Source organism: Paenibacillus algorifonticola, from assembly GCF_000971975.1.
Taxonomy (GTDB): Bacteria; Bacillota; Bacilli; order Paenibacillales; family Paenibacillaceae; genus Pristimantibacillus; species Pristimantibacillus algorifonticola.
The window spans coordinates 48,739-68,580 of record NZ_LAQO01000043.1; the positions used below are offsets into that span (position 1 = coordinate 48,739).

Annotated in this window: 17 protein-coding genes; 11 read left to right on the forward strand and 6 right to left on the reverse strand. The window is 48.7% G+C overall.

The window, feature by feature from the left end; genetic code table 11:
- Positions 1-35: 35 nt before the first annotated feature.
- The 4 genes from phnE (WH37_RS29170) to WH37_RS29185 form a co-directional block, all read right to left on the reverse strand.
- Complete coding sequence (phnE, locus tag WH37_RS29170; protein ID WP_046234169.1) at positions 36-842, reverse strand: phosphonate ABC transporter, permease protein PhnE; 807 nt, start codon at positions 840-842, stop codon at positions 36-38.
- Positions 839-1,645, reverse strand: a complete 807-nt coding sequence (gene phnE / locus WH37_RS29175; RefSeq protein ID WP_046234170.1) for a phosphonate ABC transporter, permease protein PhnE — start codon at positions 1,643-1,645, stop codon at positions 839-841. Before phnE (WH37_RS29175) ends, phnE (WH37_RS29170) begins: the two co-directional genes overlap by 4 nt.
- A complete protein-coding gene (phnC, locus tag WH37_RS29180) occupies positions 1,642-2,415 on the reverse strand; it encodes a phosphonate ABC transporter ATP-binding protein (protein WP_046234171.1) in 774 nt (257 codons plus the stop codon). Before phnC ends, phnE (WH37_RS29175) begins: the two co-directional genes overlap by 4 nt.
- A gap of 131 nt (positions 2,416-2,546) precedes the next feature.
- The gene (locus WH37_RS29185) at positions 2,547-3,524 is read right to left on the reverse strand and encodes a phosphate/phosphite/phosphonate ABC transporter substrate-binding protein (RefSeq protein ID WP_177218082.1); all 978 of its coding nucleotides are present in this window, start codon (positions 3,522-3,524) and stop codon (positions 2,547-2,549) included.
- A 205-nt stretch (positions 3,525-3,729) separates the two neighbouring features.
- On the opposite strand from WH37_RS29185, the gene WH37_RS29190 reads away from it, so the two are divergent.
- On the forward strand, positions 3,730-5,322 hold the full coding sequence (locus WH37_RS29190) for a bifunctional metallophosphatase/5'-nucleotidase (protein ID WP_046234173.1): 1,593 nt from the start codon (positions 3,730-3,732) through the stop codon (positions 5,320-5,322).
- 91 nt (positions 5,323-5,413) lie between these two features.
- On the opposite strand, the gene WH37_RS29195 is transcribed toward WH37_RS29190, so the two are convergent.
- A complete protein-coding gene (locus tag WH37_RS29195) occupies positions 5,414-8,746 on the reverse strand; it encodes an OmpL47-type beta-barrel domain-containing protein (RefSeq protein ID WP_046234174.1) in 3,333 nt (1,110 codons plus the stop codon).
- A gap of 303 nt (positions 8,747-9,049) precedes the next feature.
- Here WH37_RS29195 and WH37_RS29200 point away from each other — a divergent pair, with 303 nt between their 5' ends.
- From WH37_RS29200 to WH37_RS29240, 10 genes are all read left to right on the forward strand, one after another.
- Positions 9,050-10,345 (forward strand): galactokinase, encoded by a 1,296-nt coding sequence (locus WH37_RS29200; RefSeq protein ID WP_046234175.1) that lies wholly within the window; start codon positions 9,050-9,052, stop codon positions 10,343-10,345.
- A gap of 371 nt (positions 10,346-10,716) precedes the next feature.
- Positions 10,717-12,252: a hypothetical protein gene (locus WH37_RS29205; RefSeq protein WP_046234176.1), complete on the forward strand. Its 1,536-nt coding sequence runs from the start codon at positions 10,717-10,719 to the stop codon at positions 12,250-12,252.
- 16 nt (positions 12,253-12,268) lie between these two features.
- Entirely contained in the window at positions 12,269-13,375 is a 1,107-nt protein-coding gene (locus tag WH37_RS29210; protein WP_046234177.1) for a pentapeptide repeat-containing protein, read from the forward strand.
- Between the two features lie 33 nt (positions 13,376-13,408).
- The gene (locus tag WH37_RS29215) at positions 13,409-13,939 is read left to right on the forward strand and encodes a hypothetical protein (protein WP_046234178.1); all 531 of its coding nucleotides are present in this window, start codon (positions 13,409-13,411) and stop codon (positions 13,937-13,939) included.
- The gene (locus WH37_RS29220; protein ID WP_046234179.1) at positions 13,920-14,537 is read left to right on the forward strand and encodes a hypothetical protein; all 618 of its coding nucleotides are present in this window, start codon (positions 13,920-13,922) and stop codon (positions 14,535-14,537) included. The genes WH37_RS29215 and WH37_RS29220 overlap by 20 nt, the downstream gene beginning before the upstream one ends.
- Before the next feature lie 33 nt (positions 14,538-14,570).
- Positions 14,571-14,945 (forward strand): DUF4280 domain-containing protein, encoded by a 375-nt coding sequence (locus WH37_RS29225; RefSeq protein WP_231594419.1) that lies wholly within the window; start codon positions 14,571-14,573, stop codon positions 14,943-14,945.
- 22 nt (positions 14,946-14,967) lie between these two features.
- Positions 14,968-17,814 (forward strand): contractile injection system protein, VgrG/Pvc8 family, encoded by a 2,847-nt coding sequence (locus WH37_RS29230; protein WP_082111061.1) that lies wholly within the window; start codon positions 14,968-14,970, stop codon positions 17,812-17,814.
- Complete coding sequence (locus tag WH37_RS29235) at positions 17,815-18,144, forward strand: hypothetical protein (protein WP_046234180.1); 330 nt, start codon at positions 17,815-17,817, stop codon at positions 18,142-18,144.
- A 441-nt stretch (positions 18,145-18,585) separates the two neighbouring features.
- Positions 18,586-18,993, forward strand: coding sequence for an HNH endonuclease (locus tag WH37_RS35075; protein ID WP_231594420.1), 408 nt, complete (start codon positions 18,586-18,588; stop codon positions 18,991-18,993).
- Positions 18,994-19,019: 26 nt separating this feature from the next.
- The gene (locus WH37_RS29240; RefSeq protein WP_046234181.1) at positions 19,020-19,466 is read left to right on the forward strand and encodes an SMI1/KNR4 family protein; all 447 of its coding nucleotides are present in this window, start codon (positions 19,020-19,022) and stop codon (positions 19,464-19,466) included.
- Positions 19,467-19,604: 138 nt separating this feature from the next.
- Here the strand turns inward: WH37_RS29240 and WH37_RS36770 are convergent, their stop codons facing one another.
- Positions 19,605-19,805 (reverse strand): hypothetical protein, encoded by a 201-nt coding sequence (locus tag WH37_RS36770; protein WP_046234182.1) that lies wholly within the window; start codon positions 19,803-19,805, stop codon positions 19,605-19,607.
- Positions 19,806-19,842: the final 37 nt, after the last annotated feature.

Below are 19,842 nucleotides of genomic sequence, written 5' to 3' on the forward strand. Positions count from 1 at the left end.
CTGCTTTCCGTGGCTCCTACTCCGCCTATCCTTCCTCACACCAGCTTCTTGCGCACATAGCCGGAGATCAGGTCAATGACGGTAATCATTACCACGATTCCGAGCAAAATAATGCCGACTCGCGGCCAGCTTCGGGTACTCAGTGCGAAGATAAGCGGCGTGCCGATACCGCCAGCGCCAATGACGCCCAGTATCGTAGCCGAGCGGACGTTGATTTCAAAGCGATACAGCGTGTAGTTCAGAAAGCCCGGCAGCACTTGAGGCAGCACAGCGAACCAAAGCTGCTGCATACGCGTTGCTCCAGAGGCAAGCAGCGCCTCAGAAGGACCAAAATCAATATTTTCAATATCGTCCGCAAATAGCTTACCGAGCATACCAATTGAATGCAGCCCGAGGGCAAGAACACCGGCGAAAGAGCCCGGGCCGACCGCTTTAATAAACAGAATCGCCATAATAATTTCCGGAAACGTCCGGATGAAGCTGAGCATGATTTTGCCCGAGCCGGAAATCGGCCGATATTTGCTCATATTGCGTGCGGACCAGAAGGCGAACGGAATGCACAGCACAGCCGAGATAACCGTGCCGAGTATCGAAATAGCCAGCGTGTCCAGCAGCCCCCGCAGCAAATCCTCGCCTTCCGGCAAGTATACATAACCCCAATCGGGAGAAAAAATGCCCGCCATAATCGACTTCATGATCTGACCTGCCGTCTCTTTAAAGCCGGTAAACGGGACGCCAGAGAACGCCCAAATATAAACAAGCGCTAGTGCAATAATAATCGGCCACCGAAGCGGATTTTTCCGCGGTTTTTGGATGAGATGATCCCCATTTTTCGTCGTCATAATAGTTTCTCCCGCAGCTTCGTGCTTGCAAAATCAATAAAAAGAACAATGGCCAGCGTGAATAAAATAATAACAGCGGTTTTGTCATATTCGAGAAAGCCAAGGGTCGCTTCGTAGAACAAGCCGATGCCCCCAGCCCCAACAAGGCCGAGAATGGCTGCTGCCCGTACATTAATTTCAAAGGTATACAGTACGTACGACATAAAGGCAGCCGAAATTTGTGGAACTACGCCAAATACGATGCGCTGAATAGCGTTTGCCCCAACCGCCGTCATCGCTTCAAGCGGCCCCTGGTCTATCGTTTCCAGTGTTTCATAAGTCAGCTTGGCGATTAAACCGACCGAAAACACGGCAAGCGCGAGAATGCCCGGCACTGGCCCAAGTCCGAAAACCGCGACGAACAGGGCGGCGAGCAGCAGATCGGGCAGCGTCCGCACCAAATTGAGCAGAAACCTTGCCGGATAATATACCCAGCGATGCGGCATTAAATTGCCCGCGCACAGCAGCGCCACGGGTATGGCGATAATCGCTCCAATCGTTGTGCCGACCAGTGCCATGCGAATCGTTTCCAGCATGCCATCCACGATATTATCAAAGTAGGTCCAGCGGGGAGGAAACATTTCGCGCAGCAGATCGAGCATGTTCGGAAAGCCTTCAATCAGCTCCTTAAAGCTCACTTCTGTCTGCACGGCACTGCCCCAAAGCAGCAGCAAAATAAGCAGCGCAGTCAGCACATGCTTCGTGCGCGTTGGCGGCAGGGGACGGGCGGTCTGCCTCGTACCAGATTCAAGCGGGTTTTTCATGCCGATACCTCTCCCAGCAGCTCGCCTTCAAGAAGAGGCCTGCCATAAATTTCGGCAAACCGCTCGTCCGTAGCTTCAGCTACGGGGCCGTCAAATACGACCTCGCCTGCACGCAGCCCGACAATTCGCGTCGCATATTGCCTCGCTAAATCGACAAAATGAAGATTTACGATCGTCGTAATACCCAGCTCCTGATTAATTCGTTTCAAGTCATCCATGACTTGCTTCGTAGTAAGCGGATCTAGGGAAGCGACAGGCTCGTCCGCCAAAATGATTTTCGCCTCCTGTGCCAGCACGCGCGCAATCGCGACACGCTGCTGCTGTCCGCCAGAGAGCTGGTCGGCGCGGGAGTAAGCTTTTTCCAAAATATTAACCCGCTCCAGCGCTTCAAACGCCAAATCCACATCCTCCTTGGGGAAACGGCCGAATATGGTGCGGAGAGTAGAGTGGTAGCCGACGCGGCCTGCCAGCACATTGCGCAGCACGGTGGAACGCTTGACGAGATTAAAGCTTTGAAAAATCATGCCAATGTCGCGGCGAATCATCCGCAGCTCATGGCCTTCGGCACTCGTAATCGAGTTGCCGTTAATGAGGATATCGCCCTCGCTAATGTCATGCAGCCGATTAATCGAGCGCAGCAGCGTAGATTTGCCTGCGCCAGATAATCCGACAACCGCAACAAACTCGCCTTGTTCGAAGGTGAGATTAATATTGTTCAGACCCTTGGTCTGATTGGGATAAACTTTAGATACTTGACGAAGCTCAATCATGACGTCATTCCTTTCGGTTCAAGTTCGGTTTGAGCATAGCGGGCAGCAATGCAACAAGCCAGCACAGCGCACGCTTGCGCTGAACTGGCTTGTCCTGTCCTGTGCCGCACTGTGCAGGACGAAAAATCGTACTACTCGGTTTTTACTTTTTCATTGTATTGGCGAACGATATCGAACTTGCTGTCATCGGATTTCACATAGCCTTCATGGGAATAAATTTCTTTAATGATGGCGTGTCCTTCTGTATCTTTGCCGATATCAATAAAAGCTTGTGTAATTTTAGCGGCCCAGTCCGCGTTAATGTCGGAACGGACAGAAATCGTATCGTTAGGAATCGCTTCTGTAAACGAAAGCACACGTGTATCTTCGAACACTTTAGGATAATCCTTCATGACGGTATTGCGGGCATCCTGGAAAATCGCCGCAGCATCAACATCGCCGTTGAGCACTGCGATAACCCCTTGGTCATGGCCTTTAACCGTTACAGGCTGTACATCGCTAAGCGGGTTCAGGCCCTTGTCCATCAGGAGAGCAGCAGGCCATACAAAGCCAGCGGAGGACGTAACGTTCTGGTAGGCGATTTTTTTACCTTTAAGCTCTTCAACCGATTGAATCGGCGAGTCTTTTTTTACAACAATCAAGGATTTGTAGAAGTCGACGAGCTGATCGGTAGGAGCGCCAGTCTCATCATTTACGCCAAAGCGCTGTGCCTGCAAAATAACTTCAGCTGCGCCTTTTTCTTTAGCCAGCACATAAGCAGTTGGAGGCAGGAAGCCTACATCTACTTTTTTGGATGCCATGGCTTCAATAATCGTGTTGTAGTCAGTCGATACGCTAACCTTTACCGGAATGCCAAGCTTGTCTCCCAGGAGCTTCTCAAGCGGTTTTGCTTTCGCCTCAAGCGTGTCTGCATTTTGTGAAGGGACGAATTGGACAGTCAATGTTGTAGGCACATAGCCGGTGTCTGCACTTGTTGTTGGTGCTGGCTCAGTTGAGGCAGCTGCGGATGGGCTTGAACTTGGACTAGCGGATTCGCTGCCAGCAGAACCAGTTGTATTGTTCGTTCCGCAAGCTCCAAGCAAGAGCGTAGTCAGTAACAGTGGCAACATAAAGGCATACATCTTTTTCAATCAAAAACCCTCCAAGAGATTGTATTTTTTGGCACTTGCTTACTATATTCAATCTATATTTGCGGAGTATCAACGATAAATGAATTATTTGTAAAATAACCTTCTGCACTGCTCAGTTGAAAATGATTTTGCTAGAATAGTTACATAGGCAGAATCGATGCTGCAATGAGGGAGAGGCTTATTTATGACGCAAACGAACAAGTACACTTGCGATATTATACTGACTAGTGATCTGCACGGAGCGATCCGTCCGATCCATTACCCGACCAATGCCTACAGCCATAACGGATTGGCTTTATTGGCAGCACGAATCAAGCGGGAACGCGAACGGGCACCTGAGCTGCTGCTGGTGGACAATGGGGATTTGCTGCAGGGCTCGCCGCTGGCCTCCTACGCTGCTGCATTTCAAGACAGTTATGACACGCATCCTTTTATAGAGGTGTTGAATGAGCTTGGCTATGATGCTGCTGTCATGGGCAATCATGAATTTAATTATGGCCTGGATATGCTGAACCGTGCTGTTCAGGCTTCAAAGTTTCCATGGCTGTCGGCTAATATCGTCGATGCACAGAGTGGAGAGCCTGCTTTCGGCCCTCCGTACATCATCAAGCAAATGGCTTCTGGCGTAAAAGTCGCCCTGCTGGGGGCAACCACCCACTACATTCCCAACTGGGAGCAGCCTCAAAATATAAAAGGGCTGCGTTTTCTGGATGCGTTAGAGACGATTCGGACTTGGGTCCAGCACATACGCGAGAAAGAACGGCCGGATATCGTTATTGTCAGCTATCACGGGGGCTTCGAAAATGATCTTGCAACGGGGCAGCTAGCCGAACCGCTGACGGGTGAAAATCAAGCCTATGCCATTTGCCGTGACGTGGAAGGCATAGATGTATTGCTCACCGGGCATCAGCACCGTTCATTTGCGGAGGAGCTGCATGGCGTCACGATTGTGCAGACGGGCTATAACGGGTCATCTGCTGCTCATGTCGCGGTGCAGTTGGAGCGGCAGCCCGAAGGGCGCTGGGAAATGACGAGCAAGCGAGCCGAGCTGCTTTATCCAGAGGAGTCTGCCTTGCCTGACGCCGCTGTCCTAGCGCTAACCGATGAGCTGGAGCGACGTACGCAAGCTTGGCTGGATCAGCCGATTGGCGAAATCATTGGCGATCTGTCGATTCAGAATGCAGCCGAGCTGAGGCGGGCTGCCCATCCGTTTCTTGCTTTTGTCCATCAGGTTCAGATGGAGGCTACGGGAGCGCAGCTATCTAACGCTGCTTTGCTAAGCGAGGAGTCGCGCGGTTTTGGAAACAAAGTGACGATGCGGGATGTATTATCGAATTTCATTTATCCCAACACGCTGACGGTATTGGAGCTAAGCGGGCAGGACATTCGGGATGCGTTGGAGCAGGCCGCGTGTTATTTTTCACTGGACGAGCAAGGGGATATTATTGTAAATCCGTATTACATGGAGCCGAAGGCGCAGCATTATAACTACGATATGTGGGCAGGCATTGACTATGAGCTGGATATTTCGCGGGCGGAAGGAAGCCGGGTGGTCAAGCTTATTCGCGCCGGAGAGCCTTTGCAGATGGATGCCCCATATTCGGTTGTAATGAACAGCTATCGTGCGGCTGGCGGCGGCAATTATGCGATGTACGCAGGCAAACCGATCCTTTTTGCTGGTGATACAGATATGGCGATGCTCGCTGAAAATTATATTCGCAGGCATCAGCCGCTGGACGCGCCTCGCGCGGATAATTGGAAGGTTACAGCAGGATAGACGCTTGTACCAATTATGATGCTGCATATAACGCTAAAATAAAGCTCTCGCGTCTCCGAAAAGGGAGGCACGAGAGCAAACAATGGTTAGCCTAGCTCGTTATAGTTGTTTTCTGAACCGTAACGTGAACAGTGATTATTTCACTCGTTGTCGCCCCTGCTGCATTAACAAGCTCGGCACGATATTCGTAAGCTCCAGGCTGTCGGTCAGATAGTGCTGTTATGGCACTTTGAGCGGCAGGAGCAGCTGCTTTCAGAGACTGGGTGTCGATGAGCTCGTTATTTTCGTACAAACGATATTCCGTCGCGTTCGTTCCCCACCACATGTTCATCGTAATGTTGTATTGGCCGTCACCGTCCCAGTTGTTTTGAGAAAGGACGGGTTTGCCCGGAGACGCATCGGTAACGCGTACCGTTAGGACCTCGCTGCGGGTTGTCCCCTTGGCATTGGTAAGCTCAGCGGTGTAGGTGTACGTTCCATTGGCCTTGCCGCTTACATGAGTTTGCGCAAACTGGGCAGAGGGGGAGACATCAGGCAGCGTCTGGCTATCGATGAGCTCGCCATTTTCATACAGCTTATAGCTCGTCCCGTTGTTGCCCCACCACATATTCAGGGATATCGTATAATCGCCGTCCTGCAAGCCTGTATCATAGCCATTGTTGCTCGAAAGCACGGGCTTCCCCGGAGCGCCTGTCGCAAGCGGCTGGCCGGTAATGCTGAAAGAAGCTTGATGAGATGCTTCATTGCCGGCAAAATCCTTTACGGAGTAGGCAATGGTATGAGCGCCCAGACCAAGTTCAGAGCCAGTAATGGAATAAGGGCTGTTAACAGGCTGGCCGTCCAGCAGCAGTTGCTCGCTAGCTACACCAGACAAGGCATCCGAGCTGCTCAGCGCAAAAATAAGCGTATCTGTCTCGGAAGCATCCGCTATCGCGCCCCCAGACTGTGTCAATATAACATTTGGTGCAGATTTATCGAGCTTGACCGTTAACGATTGAACGGCTTCTTTATTGCCAGCTGCATCCGTTGAGAAAAAGGAAATCATAGAGCTGCCTTCCTCACTAATAGGGAATGGAGCTTCATAGGCTTGGTAGACGCTCCCGTTGACAGCGTACTCTGTACGCAGAGGGGAGGAACTGCCTGTGTCATCGGTTGCTGTCAAGGTGACCGAAACGTCTTGGTTCAGCCATCCCGCCTCATTAGGCGAAGCGGAAAGGGAGGCCGTTGTCTCCGGAGCCGCCGTATCGCCTTGCAGGGTGAAATCGCTGAGCCCGCGGGGCTTTAATTGATAGACATCTCTGAAAATAGCGGCAACGCCCGTAATGCTAATCTGCTGGCCCTCGGTATAAGGGAATGAAGCCAGCGATAGGCCTGTGCGTGTGTCTACGCGGATATGGTTGCTGACTCCAGCAGCATCGACGGCATCAAACTCGAAAGAACCGGCAGGCGTTGCACTTGCCAAGTTTTGAATCGTTACATTTGAAAGCTGAACAAGCTGCCCTTGGTTATTAGCCGAGATGCGGTCTGTGGCAACGGGAACTGGCAGCGGCGCTGTGCCGGTTTTTTCGATGGCGACGATATCGGTCAATTCAAGCTCCGAATTGTATAGAGCAGTAGCAGCGGTCACTTTAATGCGGTCGCCTTGATGGAAGCCGCTTGTACTTTGAAACACATAAAGGCCGCCTGAGTCATCCTGCAAATAAAAAGCTTGTCCGCCAAATGAGCCCGGCTCGGTCGTCACGATGCCTTCAACCGTTACGGTCGAGCCGACCGATTGATTGCGAGCCTCTGCAATGGGGATCAGAGCGGGAATCGGGCCTTCCTCTTCGGGAAGCGGCTCTGCTGGCACATTGCCCACAGTTACTGCGTTCGTAAGCAGATTGCTTCCGTTCAAGCGCAGGCGCAAATTGGCTGCACCGGACGTTCCGGATTTAATACGGACGGTCAAATCTTTAAAGGCATGTCCTTTGCTATCCGATGTGACACTAAAAGTTGAGCTGTAGCCGTAGGCAGTCGGCCATGTGCCGTTTTCATTTTGCACCATGGCGACCTGCGTGCCTCCACTCAAATAAATGCCGGCGCTAAAGCCCGATACGGTCGTATTGGCAGGCAAATTGTCGGCGACAACGCGGATTTGAAAATCCTGCGCATTCGGAAGCGTTGCCTGCTTGACGAAGCTGTAAGCGGCATTGGCACTCGTTGTTGGGCCGCCGTACGAGCCAGGCTTAAACGTAGAGCGGTCATACCATTTGTAGCCTGCGCTCGGCGCGGACCATGGTTCTGGTTGCGGCTCCGTCGAAGCAGCGGGGTTTTCGAAAGGCAGCAATACCGTGGCATTGTCTAATTGCAGCCCGTTAACTTCGGTCAGATTGGTGTAGCTTTCCTGCTCGGCGAGCCAATTAACCAAATTAACGAGCAATACACCGTCGTCCTGCTCTTTAAAGCCGTCATAGGTTGTTTTCCGCGCTCCGGTTTCCTCGCGCAAATATTTTGGGGAAGCATCTTCAACTGGGGAAGAGTCTCCGATAAAAGCGGCCTTGCCTGCTCCCAGCTTGGAAACGGCGACGTAAGGCCCTTCGGCGATACCGCCTCCGTTGTAAACGCCCTGATCTACGGCGCTGCCCCAAGCCTGATTCGTTTGCGGCAAGTATACGATTCCTTTAGCTTTGGTTGGGTCGGTAATCGCAAGCGTGGAGCTCGCATGCATCGCAACAGTGGATACGCCAGCAGTGATGCCAAAGGCTTGTTCTTGCGGCACAATTTGATTGGCTGTTATATCGCCAAGTGCGTTGTAGCGGAAGCGAACGCCAAAATGGTCGGACAGCCAGTCTGAGCTGGTTACGCCTTGCATGGCCTCCGAGCTGCGCTCATCAGCGCTCATGCCTTGAGCTGGATCTGTCCACGCGCCGCGGCGGTAGCCGTTGATTGCTTCAGAGCCGTCCCAGCGATTTTTGTTGCGATCGGCATTATAGTGGTCGCCAACGAAGAAAATGCTGCCGCCGCTCTCTACATACTGCGTCATAGCAGCTTGTTCTGTTGCTTTAAAAGGAATGTTGGGTTCCGCGATGACGAACACGCTGTAATCTTTCAGATCATTGTAGGTAAACGGGGTTGTTTTGCGAAGCTCTTGAACATAATAGCCATCATTGGCGAGTGCGTCACCGAAATCAGAGAAGCCGCCGTCAATGACCCAATCTGCTGCTCCAGCCGTCTGGGCATGGGTATTGTCGAACAAAATCTTTTTGCCAGCGTTTTCGTTCACGACTTTAGGCTGGATAAAGGGTGCCGGATCTGCAGGGCCTTCAGCATGAACCGCAGAAGTGCTGCCCCATAAACCAGCTTGCAGCGGAATAGCTACCGATAGAGCGATAAGCGACTTGATCCATTTGTGTGTCACTGATGACTTTCGTTGTGTGAGCTTCATCAATTCAATTCCTCCCATGAATCATTAATCTTAGCGTTCGTCCATATTCTAGCATGCGAGCTTAGGTTGTAGTGATAGGAAATTGTAAAAAATAGTGAAATATTCCTATATAGGGCGTGAATTGGGGAGGATGAACTAGACGTTTAAGAAGAGTGTATACATCTTGCATTCGTGCCCTACTTTATATGGGTGTTATCTGAGATAATCGTAATGAAGTGGCTGCAAATACGAATCAAGCGATGTACCGTTTAAGTCTAGCAAGTTTATTAAGTCTATTAATGGTGACCTATAGGAGGAATTAAAATGAGTAATCAAATGCTAAATAGGCTGCAAACGGCCGAGGGACAAGCGTTGCTTGCCCAAATGTATGGCAAGCAGCAGCTTTTGGAGCAAACTAGCCGGTATCAATCGCTTATGGAACATTTTCAGGTGTATTTCGGAGAGCAGGAGCTTGGATTGTTTAGCTCCCCAGGAAGATGTGAGGTTGGAGGCAACCATACGGATCACAATCACGGAAAGGTTCTAGCCGGAAGCATTACGCTGGATACGATTGGGGCGGCGGTGAAAGTAGACGAGCCTGTTATTACCTTTTTCTCGGAAGGCTATGAAACGAAATACGTGATTGATCTTAAGGATTTACAGCCTAGATCTGGAGATGATGGCACGACATCATTGGTTCGCGGCATTGCCGCTGGGTTTATTGAGGCAGGCTTTCAGGTAGGCGGTTTCAATGCCTATATTTCGAGCAATGTGTTCTCTGCGTCGGGGTTAAGCTCTTCCGCGTCTTTCGAAATGCTGATCGGTACGATTTTAAACCATTTTTATAATGATGGGGCACTCGATGCCGTCTCCATGTCTAAAATTGGCCAATCTGCTGAAAATCGTTATTGGAATAAGCCGTCCGGTCTGCTCGACCAAATGGCCTGCTCATATGGCGGTTTAATCGCGATTGATTTTGAAACGCCTAAGGAGCCTGTAATAAAGCCCGTTCGATGGGATTTTCAGAAAAATGGCTACTCGCTGGTCATTGTAAATACAGGCGGGAATCATGCTGATTTAACGGAGGATTATGCGGCGGTACCTAACGAGATGTATGCAGTAGCCAAATCGCTAGGAGCTTCTGTCTGTCGGGATTTAGCGCCAGAGGATATTTACGCTAATTTGAAGGCTGTTAGAGAAGCGGCTGGAGACCGGGCTGTGCTGCGCGCCCTGCATTTCTTTGAGGAAAATCGTCGTGTGGATGAGCAGGTATCAGCGCTTCAGGAGAACAGGTTCAATGATTTCTTGACGCTCATTACGGAATCGGGGAATTCTTCGTGGAAATGGCTTCAGAACGTTTATCAAAGCGGAGCTATTCAAAATCAAGAGATCGCCATTGCCCTCGCGCTGACCGAAAACTATTTGAAAAATATCGGCGACGGTGCATGCAGAATTCATGGCGGAGGATTCGCAGGGGTGATATTGACCATTATTCCTAACGAGCATGCGGAGGCCTATATGTCATGGATTGGCGGAATGCTGGATACCCCGGTGCTGGTTGTAAATGTTCGTGAGCATGGGGCTGTATATATTAATAAACTGCTGGATAGCGAAGGTTAAAATAGGATTGAAAATCAACACTGTACGTTGAGTAGGACATGGAGTAGCACAGCTCCATTTTAGTAGTAAGACAACTGAGAGTTTCTTGGTGGCACGGGCCTAACGCTGGAATTTAGCGTTAGGTTTTTTCTGTTTTCAAGCTCCTTTTAGCAAGAGCTTGGAGATAAGTACAGGCAAATCAATTAGAGGAAACAGCTAAATATCACAGTTATAAAATACAAGATTATAATATTTTTCTGTATTAGTCATGACTATTTTTAATTCAAATTACTATAATTGTATTAACTTTCCTGTAAAAAGTGCCGATAATGATAGAAATAAAATATAGTTAAACATATACAAATTACCATCTGAGAGGGAGAAACAAACGAATGGGTGATCAAGTGCTGAATTATGGAGATATTCGAATTACCTCCTATGAGCTTGTCCGTTTGCATGAACTGGAAGTCGTCAAAAGTGTCAATAACCATGCTTACTTAATGTTTTCAGGCGTGATTCATGAAGAGAAGAAGGATAGCTATGTCAATCAGACCACTGCACAGACACCGGTAAAGGTGCTGTTGAAGGACAAGGAGACAGGAAAGGACGAGGTGCTGTTCAGTGGCTTTGTGCTTGATGTGGAGGTAAAGGCGGTTCGCGGCATTTATTATATCGAGGTCAAAGCGGTTTCCTATACGTATTTGCTGGACGTCAAGCGGAATAAGCGCTCTTTTCAAAATCCGAAGTTGTCTTATAGCGGGCTGGTGGATGCCGTCATTTCTAATTATTCCAAAGCGGATTGTATAGATGCAGCCAGCCAAGGCAAAGCGATTCAAACGATAGTGATGCAGTATGAGGAGACGGATTGGCAGTTTCTGAAGCGTATCGCTTCGCGGTTTCATACGGTGCTAGTTGCTGCGGCTGAAATGAGCGCGCCATGCTTCTTTCTGGGGCTGCCAGAGGATCAGGATAAGGGCAAGCTTGTGACCAAGCATTATACCGCGAAGAAACGGGTTTCGGAGTATCAATACGCCGTAGAAAATGATGTGCCCGGCATTGATGATCAGGACTACACCGTGTATGAGGTAGAGAGCGAGCGGCTGCTGGTTCCCGGCAACGAGGTGCTTTTTAAAGCCAGAAAGCTTGTTGTAGGCCGCGCAGTATCTTGTATGAAAAATAGTATTCTCACCCACACCTATCAGCTGTTCCCCAGGAAAGGTCTGCGGCAAAAGAAGGAATATAATCAAGCGATTATTGGAGCTTCCATCCAAGCGACGGTCGTCAAAATCAATAAGGATACGGTTCGCGCCAAGCTGGATATGGACGATCAGGAGGACCCAAATACGGATTATTGGTTCCCCTATTCCACGATTTACGCCTCGGAGGGCAACACCGGCTGGTACTGCATGCCGGAAGAGAACGACAACATTCGGATTTATTTTCCTAGCAGCAAGGAAGAAGAAGGCTACGCAATCAGCTCGGTCAAACGTGGAGCGACTTCTGATGCCAAGTCATCGGGCGGTTCATCAGGTTCAACAGGAGCAAGTGGATCAACAGGGACAGCGGCAGCATCGCGGGCTGTTGCGCCAGCTGCCTCCGCTTCTGGCGGGGCGAAGGATGATGGCTCGGATTGGATGTCCAATTCGGACCGCAAAAGCTTTCGCACGAAGTACGGAAAAGAAATTGTGTTGGAGCCGCATCAGATCGTCATTCAGGCAGGCGGCATGTCCATTGTCATCAGCGATGCGCAGGGCATCCAAATCACGAGCGATCAAAACATCAGCATAAATGCAGGCGGCAGCATGATGATGAAGGCCAAAAACATTCAGCTGTCAGCGGGTAAAATCGAGCTGAGCGGCAAAGCGAATACGATTACGCTGGGCGACAGCCTCGTCAAGGTAGATGGCGAAGAAATCAAAATGAATTAGAAGGGCGCATATCGCGATGAATAAACAGCAGGTGATCCAGCATTTTACCGAGCATCATGGCATGCCGGCGTTTGCACAGCAGATTGTAGAGCTGGAGCATTATTTTTTGAAAAATAAAGCAGGGCTGGTTGACGGTTTGATCGATTCCTTCCGTCAGATGTGCGGACATCTGCATTTTCTTCAGCAGAATGGACGGAAGGGGCCGATTGCTTTTATTCACTATTCAATGCTGCGCACCTCCGCTTTGGATCAGTCATTCACTTACAAGATGGAAGGCTATTCGGAAAAATGGTACGGCGACCCCGTGCCTTTCTTTCATGCGTATGATGCAGGCTGGCTGTATAGAGATATCCCTATTATCCGGCAGGTGCTGGACAGGGCGCGCAAAACGTATATGAATCAGATTAGGGCTGGCGAAGTAGAGCGGATGGTGCTCAGGCAGCTTAAGGTCCTTCATCCTTTTGTTGTCGCTATTGCGCGTATCGCTATGCCGCTAGCCACTCAGCTGCCTGAATATAAGGCTCTCACAAAGGCGCCTGTGCTGCGCGTGAGAGTCGGCGAATATATGGATTTCAGCGAGGATGTTTATGTGGAGCATCAGGAGCCGCGCGATGAGTGGGATATTCGAAATCGCCTGGAACAGGACCAGGGGCAAGGGCAAGGCGGCATTCAGCCTTATGACAGCTTGCGGGGGCTATTTTTGAAGGGCGTAAAGAGTAAAGCAGCCGATTTGCGTTATGTGGATTTCAGTCATAGTGAGCTGACCGATAGCAGTTTTCAGAGCTGCGCGCTTATTGGATCAAGATGGAATGCTTGCTCCGCCGCAGGAGCGGATTTTCGGCATTCCTTACTAACGGATGCCGACTTTCGGCATGCCGATTTGCGCGGAGCCCTCTTCGATCATTGCAGTGGGCAGCCGTTTAAAGAGGGGCTTCACCGCTTCCCTGGACTGCTTGGTGTACAGTTTGATGCTGCGAATTTGGCAGGAGCGAGCTTTGTTGGCGCAAGGCTGGGGCGGGCGAGCTTTGAAGGCGCTAATCTGGAGCAGGCTGTTTTTTCTGCCAAAGATCAGGAGCTTTTCCGGCTGTCCGAGCAGCAAAAGCAGGTCATTCAGTGGGTATAAGCGGGTGCAGGCGTAGTTGGAAGGGGGAAAGCGATGAGTGAATATTTTATTTTAAAGGAAGATCAGCAGCTGGATGGCACCTTTAAGCCGCCTAGATTTGAGAATGGCAAGCCTTTTGCGCAACTGCCTGCGATTTCCGTAGTGGATGTGGCGGCTCAAGGAGATGTCGAGGTGCTGGACTGGCTGGAGCGTCCAATCCGCATGGTATCTGACAAGATAAAAACGATCGCCACTAAATATAACGCTCGGATTGCTTTCAAAAGAGTGTACTTTATGAACCGGGAGCAGCAGTTCCAGCCCCTTTATTGGGCTATGCAGGTTCCGGCCATTGACGCACTCTCGAGTCAAAGCAGTTTTCATCCGGATCAGACGATAAAGCGGCTGGTGCTCGCGCGGAGCAAAATAGCAGGCCATCATATGTTTACCATCGCGGGAGTAAGAGAGCCGTATCTCGTCCTTAGCTTGGCGGCGGCGGAGAGCTTGCTGCGCCGGGAGGCGACGGGGTTTGTTCTTAACCGGGTCGAGGTACATGAGGAGGGGCAGCATGAAGCGTTATATGGATGAGCAAATATTGGATACGTGGATCAGGTCGCCTCATGCAGATACAGCGGGCCGCGAGCCGCAATGGACAGTTGAAGGAGCCGTGAGCTTACTCAGGATAGGCGGACAAAAATACCGCATGCAGGAGCTGTGGCTGCTGGATGGACGCATAAGCTTGATGCTGCCTTCCTCGTTATCGGCGATGCAAGAGTCGGGATCGCTCAAAGTGCAAGTGGAGGCCAAGCAGCAGCGAAAGCATGAGCAGTGGTCATTTACCGATGAAACGAAGAGCATCGTATGTACGCTCAGTTGGTTAAAGCATGAGCTGCAGCCGCCTTACCTCGAAGGATTTGCACAAGCGATGGTCGTGAAAATAAAGCAAATGCGCCCAGAGCTGATTGTAACGGGCGGCGGTATGCTTAAGCCGGAGGCACATGACATCGCCTACTATGAATGCCTTCTTCCAGAAGGGGAGAAGTCCGTTTATCAGGTTGTAGGGATGACCGTGTTTGCCGGGAGAGTGCTGATGTGCAGCTTTCAATTTCCGCTGCGCGAGGTAGAGCTGTGGCAGCAACTGGCCCATGCAGCTATTTCTACGATTAAGCTGGCGGAATCATCATAGAACGGATGAGGAAAAGGCGAGGGGGAGTAGGACATGATGTTTACGATGCTGCTGCAAGCGCTTATGAACGGCATGCTGGAGGGCGAGCATTTTTATGTAGTTAGAGGAGCCGTATTAAAATGCAGCGAAGGCTCTGATCCGGGTGTGCTTAATTTGCCGACCTCCCATGGCGTCTATATCAAAGACCAGCCTGTTCTGCATGTGATGGATGCCGTTCCGATCGACAACATCAGCCATTTTGGCTTTTGTAAAAAAACGGGCGGTGTCTGCGAGCCGCTGACCTGCGGACCATGGACGGATGGCAAGAAGGATGTGCTTATTGACGAGCAGCCCGCACTGCTTAGTAAATCACAATTAATGTGCTCCACAGGAGGCACCATTACGATCGATCAGGATGGGCAGCTGTAGCCATTAAAGGGCGCTGAGGGGGATGATGATGAAGGAAAAGGAAGCGGAGGAAACGGCGGCAGATTACAAGGATCTGCGTTTCGTATGGCCCTATGGCAAGCTGCGGCTAGAGCAGCTGGAAATCATTCATGAATTTGGGGAGCACGGGAAATTAATCGTAACGGGTACGGTAGCAGAGGAAAAGGAAGATGAGATTATAACCCATGCTTCGGCAAATGATCATATCGGGGTGTACCGGGTACTCAAGGATGGCAGGAAGCAGCCGCTTTTTCTGGGACAGCTGCATCATGTCGAGCTGCATGCCGCAAGGGATGGGGTTCGTGTGCAGCTTGAAGCCTTATCCCATACCTATGACTTTGATACGCGCAGGAAGAAACGTTCTTTCCAAAGCACAGATCGTACATACAATGAGATTGTACTGGCTATTGTGCGCGAATATGGGCGTGGAGACGTTATTGATACAGCGTTTGGGAAGAAGAAGACGGGTAAATTTATGATGCAATATGAGGAGACGGATTGGGAATTTCTCAAGCGGTTGGCTTCTCATGTTGGGGCGGAGCTGGTACCGGATATAGCGGCGCATAAACAGCAGTTCTGGATCGGCATTCCGGATGGCAAGGCTCCGATTGAGCTGGAAGGCCATCCCTATGAAATCAAGCGGGAATTAGCGCCTTATTTGGAATGGGAAATGAATCATGAGTCTGGCGGGCAAGAGCAGCATTATACATCGTATCGGTTTGAGTGGGGGAAGCTGCTCCAGCTTGGCGATGAGGTGAAGCATGGCCATGTCACCTATTTCATCACGAAGCGGCATGGATGTCTGAAGCATGGGCTGCTTCAGTGGAGCTATGAATGTGCGCTGCCAGAGGGTTTAAAGAAGCGGAAGCTGCATAATCTGGCGATCATTGGAGCTTCTATCAATGGCAGCATTATCGACGTGGAGCGTAATCAGGTCAAGCTGCATCTGGAGATGGATAGCAAGCAGGATGCGGGAGAAGCACAGTGGTTCCCCTATTCGGCAGAAGGGAATCAGGTGCTGTACATGCTGCCGGAGAAAGGGGCGGCGGTTAAGCTCTATTTTCCAAGTGCAGATGAGGATGAGGCGATTGTAACCCACGCGGTGCGGATGAAAGCGGAAGGGGCGCAGGCGGAGAAAAGTCACAGGACGATGGCCGATCCGGGTGTCAAATCATTCGGCAATCCACAGGGCAAGGCCTTCAGCCTGGGGGACAGCGAGCTGCATATGACCGCACAAGAGGGAGCGCTGTTCATTTCGCTGAACAAGTATACGGGTGTGACGCTCAACAGCTCAACGGCTGTACAGATTCAAGCTGCTGGTTCGCTAAGTCTGAGTGGCGGTGCCATTGAAGTAAGGGGCGAAGAAAGTCTCTACATTCAGACGGCAACGGAGTCGATCGACTTTGGAGAAGAAGTGAATGTAAAGGGAAGTGAGATTGAGTTAAAGGCAAGTGTGACGCAAACGTATGAGCGAATATTAAGTCCGTTCGAGCAACAGGTACAAGAAAAGGGAATCCAGCGTGTGGCGACTGAGCGGATGAAGGAAAACCAAAAGGCGCAGGGGGAGGGTGAAAAAAAAGCGCTGAAGAATGCAGCGTTGGAGCTTTGGGATTTGGTGGTAGATGCAGCGGATATTCTCATTGACTCGGATACCGTATACGAGTGGGTGAGCGGTAAGGAGGCCGCACCGTTAGCGGAACGCAATGATCTAATGAAAGGATATCTACAGGCATTAAATTACACACTGGAAACGGTGACGCTGCAGAAATCGGGGGAAGAGATCTGGGGCGATGTATCTTCCACTGCTACAAGCTTCGTACAGCCGATAGCGGACATGCCTACTTCTAATCCAATCATGTTTAATCCAGCCTTTAAGTTAGTTCCGACAAGCATGGCGATGAATCCAACCGAATGGCTCTTTCAAACGAAAGAAGAGAGCGAGGAAATCGGTCAGAAAACGGTGGAAGGCTATATGCGCATCGTGGATGCGGGTACGATGGTTTTTGGTGCAGCGGGAGCGACGAAGTCCCTTGCCAAAGGGGTAGGCAAAGGCGGAAAGAACGGGCATGCGGATGGAGGAGATGGCTCAGAGGGGAAGAAGGGAGAGGAAGGCGAAGGAGGAGGGAAGCCGCTTCTCACGGATCAAATGGACGAAACTGCCACGGCAGCAGCGAAAGACGGCAAGCTGAAGACGAACGCATCGACGCTGGAAAAGTTATTGGATGAGCTTCAAAAGGAAGGTATACTGGTAGAAAAACTGCGTAATGCTGTGCTGGATATGCTACCTTTCCGTGTAGTTGTGATGCAAACCGCTGATGGCTCGAGGTTCTGGCAGATGATGAACCAAGCGGAATATAGACAGATGACGCGGATGGATGGCGACGGTGGTGGTAAGCATGGTCCTGAGGGGACGGGTAATGTTTCTAAGATAAAAAGTGCGAAAGAGGTTGAAATTATTAACCAAAGAGGGGAGTCTCTTGGTGAGTTTGATGAAATTGATTTAGTTAATAAGATTTTTTATGAGGACAAGTCTGCTCAAGGTCTTAATATTGTTAATCCTAAAACAGGTTTACCTGCACAAACACCACAACAATTTGCCGATAAGCAAATATTGATAAAAACTCGAAATCGAATTAATGAACTTCAAAATAATGCAACTTCTACACGTGCAACAAAAAATGGGTCAAAAGAGATACCTGACCTTGATAGTATCAAGAATATCCGAGAGTTTGTTTTTAGGTTAGACGGAAATACACCTGAATTGAAACAGGCGGTTGAGAATAGCCTAAATCAACTTAGGAAAGAGTTTCCAGATTACAAATTTAGCGCTATCTATGGAGGTATGAAGTAAATGTCTATAAGTGTAATGATTCTTGATCCGCAAAACGATTTTGAAAAACACTTTTTTCTCCCAGTTGCTACTGAATCATTTTTTAATCAATATTGGCTTCCTGGAATCCAACATTTGAAATTAAAGTGGGTAATTCTTTTTTCGACAGGTGTTGATATAGAAGAGGAAGATCTACAAAGCATTTTTGCTGAACTAAATCTATTAAAAGAGTGGGCAGATCAAAATTTAGAAGAGGAACAGAGAAGCAGATTATTTGAAAGAGTAGATGGACTTAAGGATAAACTGCCCAGTGCATTTCAACGTAAAGACGCAGTTGTTTTTATAGGATAGCATTTATTTCATATGCGTATGTTATCTCTAATTCTTTATAAATATCGCTGGGGCTAACTAGTGCAGAATAAACCGATTATTCATCCAATAATAATTATAACCCAAGAAATAAGCCACAATGCGAGTTAGCTACCCGTATTGTGGCTTTCTTATATTTTGAATGATTTTAACGGACTTTCAAGAAAATCATACCAAGTGACGAATTAATCGGATGAAGAAGTCCAAGCAGACGTAACTTTAATAATCCCTGTACCCAAAATTCTTTCAAATCTGAAAGTTGTGATGCAAATTGCCGATGGCACGAGATTCTGGCAGATGATGAACCAAGCGGAATATAGACAGATGACGCGGATGGATGGCGATGGTGGCGGTAAGCATGGTCCTGCGGGGACGGGTAAAAAGACAGGGTAATTAGAGCTGTCAGATTTTATAAAGGAAATAGTGGCTACAAATCCTATAAACTCACGGTTTCCCGAGAAGTGTTATGCAAAAGGGGGAACCAGCTCAATTGATGAGAATGGAACTTGGACATATATCAATAAAAATGGGCAATCGGTAAGTTATCCTAATGGGTATCCAGATTTCAGTCCCTATGCACATCCAACAGTTGAGCCAGTTAAGATTAAAATCGCTAGACCAACAAATCGTCCAGCAGATTACAAGGCAGCAAATGCTGAAGCTCGTTTAAGTAAGGACTCTGATCCACCTATTACAGAACCTAATAAACCACCTGCAAATTATGCATGGTATTATCATGAGGATGGTGAAACTATGATTCTTGTAAATGATAAGATACATACAGAATTTACTCATAGTGGAGGAGTTTCTAAAGTTAATGGTAAGAATTAAGAGCAATTGAAAGGGAGAGATTTGATATGGCAAAAATGGAAGGTTCACATGAATCACTTACTGTAGAGAAGATTGAGCTATTTGAGCTAGAACATGGTATAAAATTTACTGAACTATATAAAAAATTTATACAAGATTTTAACGGAGGATACCCGGTTCCTAATATGTTTAAAGTTTCTGATGAGCAAGGTGAAGGTGTATTGAATTTATTTTACGGTATTGGGGATATGTATAGTAATTTAGAGGACTATCTGGATATATACGAAGATAGGCTACCTAATGGATTTATTCCAATTGGTAATGATCCTGGAGGAAATGTAATTTGCCTCGGTATAAATAAAGAATTTTATGAAACGATTTATTTTTGGGATCATGAGGAAGAATATGACGAACCAGATATGAGCAATATGTATTTTTTAGCAAACAGTATATATGAATTCCTTGATCAATTGTATGAAGATTCTCAGGAGTGATCTGCCGACGCTTCTCCGACAGATCAAGGAATGGAGTGAAGCCAAGTGAATAGGGTGTTATACGATGTGACCGCTTCTATGAAAACTCTAAATAAAGGGAATTAAGATAAGGACGACGAATAAGGTCGTCCTTATCTGCTACAGTAAAGCTATTTTATCTTCAAACCATTTTAGTGACCTTCTATATAATGCTAAATCTGCATCATCAACATCTTTCGCATGAGCATCAAAACGCTCATTTATCAAAGCAGCATTAAGTTGAAAGTTGGTTTTATCAGAAAAAATTCTTTCAAATAAACTCCAATCTGAGTCTGTAAAATATTCTGTGTAAACTCTCAAACCCTATTACAATAGAAGAAAGGCTGGTTTGAGAGGA

Bases quoted from the DNA above. Each gene is read 5' to 3' on its own strand.
- phnE (WP_046234169.1), bottom strand. From the start codon at position 842: ATGACGACGAAAAATGGGGATCATCTCATCCAAAAACCGCGGAAAAAT.
- phnE (WP_046234170.1), bottom strand. From the start codon at position 1,645: ATGAAAAACCCGCTTGAATCTGGTACGAGGCAGACCGCCCGTCCCCTG.
- phnC (WP_046234171.1), bottom strand. From the start codon at position 2,415: ATGATTGAGCTTCGTCAAGTATCTAAAGTTTATCCCAATCAGACCAAG.
- WH37_RS29185 (WP_177218082.1), bottom strand. From the start codon at position 3,524: ATGTTGCCACTGTTACTGACTACGCTCTTGCTTGGAGCTTGCGGAACG.
- WH37_RS29190 (WP_046234173.1), top strand. From the start codon at position 3,730: ATGACGCAAACGAACAAGTACACTTGCGATATTATACTGACTAGTGAT.
- WH37_RS29195 (WP_046234174.1), bottom strand. From the start codon at position 8,746: ATGAAGCTCACACAACGAAAGTCATCAGTGACACACAAATGGATCAAG.
- WH37_RS29200 (WP_046234175.1), top strand. From the start codon at position 9,050: ATGAGTAATCAAATGCTAAATAGGCTGCAAACGGCCGAGGGACAAGCG.
- WH37_RS29205 (WP_046234176.1), top strand. From the start codon at position 10,717: ATGGGTGATCAAGTGCTGAATTATGGAGATATTCGAATTACCTCCTAT.
- WH37_RS29210 (WP_046234177.1), top strand. From the start codon at position 12,269: ATGAATAAACAGCAGGTGATCCAGCATTTTACCGAGCATCATGGCATG.
- WH37_RS29215 (WP_046234178.1), top strand. From the start codon at position 13,409: ATGAGTGAATATTTTATTTTAAAGGAAGATCAGCAGCTGGATGGCACC.
- WH37_RS29220 (WP_046234179.1), top strand. From the start codon at position 13,920: ATGAAGCGTTATATGGATGAGCAAATATTGGATACGTGGATCAGGTCG.
- WH37_RS29225 (WP_231594419.1), top strand. From the start codon at position 14,571: ATGATGTTTACGATGCTGCTGCAAGCGCTTATGAACGGCATGCTGGAG.
- WH37_RS29230 (WP_082111061.1), top strand. From the start codon at position 14,968: ATGATGATGAAGGAAAAGGAAGCGGAGGAAACGGCGGCAGATTACAAG.
- WH37_RS29235 (WP_046234180.1), top strand. From the start codon at position 17,815: ATGTCTATAAGTGTAATGATTCTTGATCCGCAAAACGATTTTGAAAAA.
- WH37_RS29240 (WP_046234181.1), top strand. From the start codon at position 19,020: ATGGCAAAAATGGAAGGTTCACATGAATCACTTACTGTAGAGAAGATT.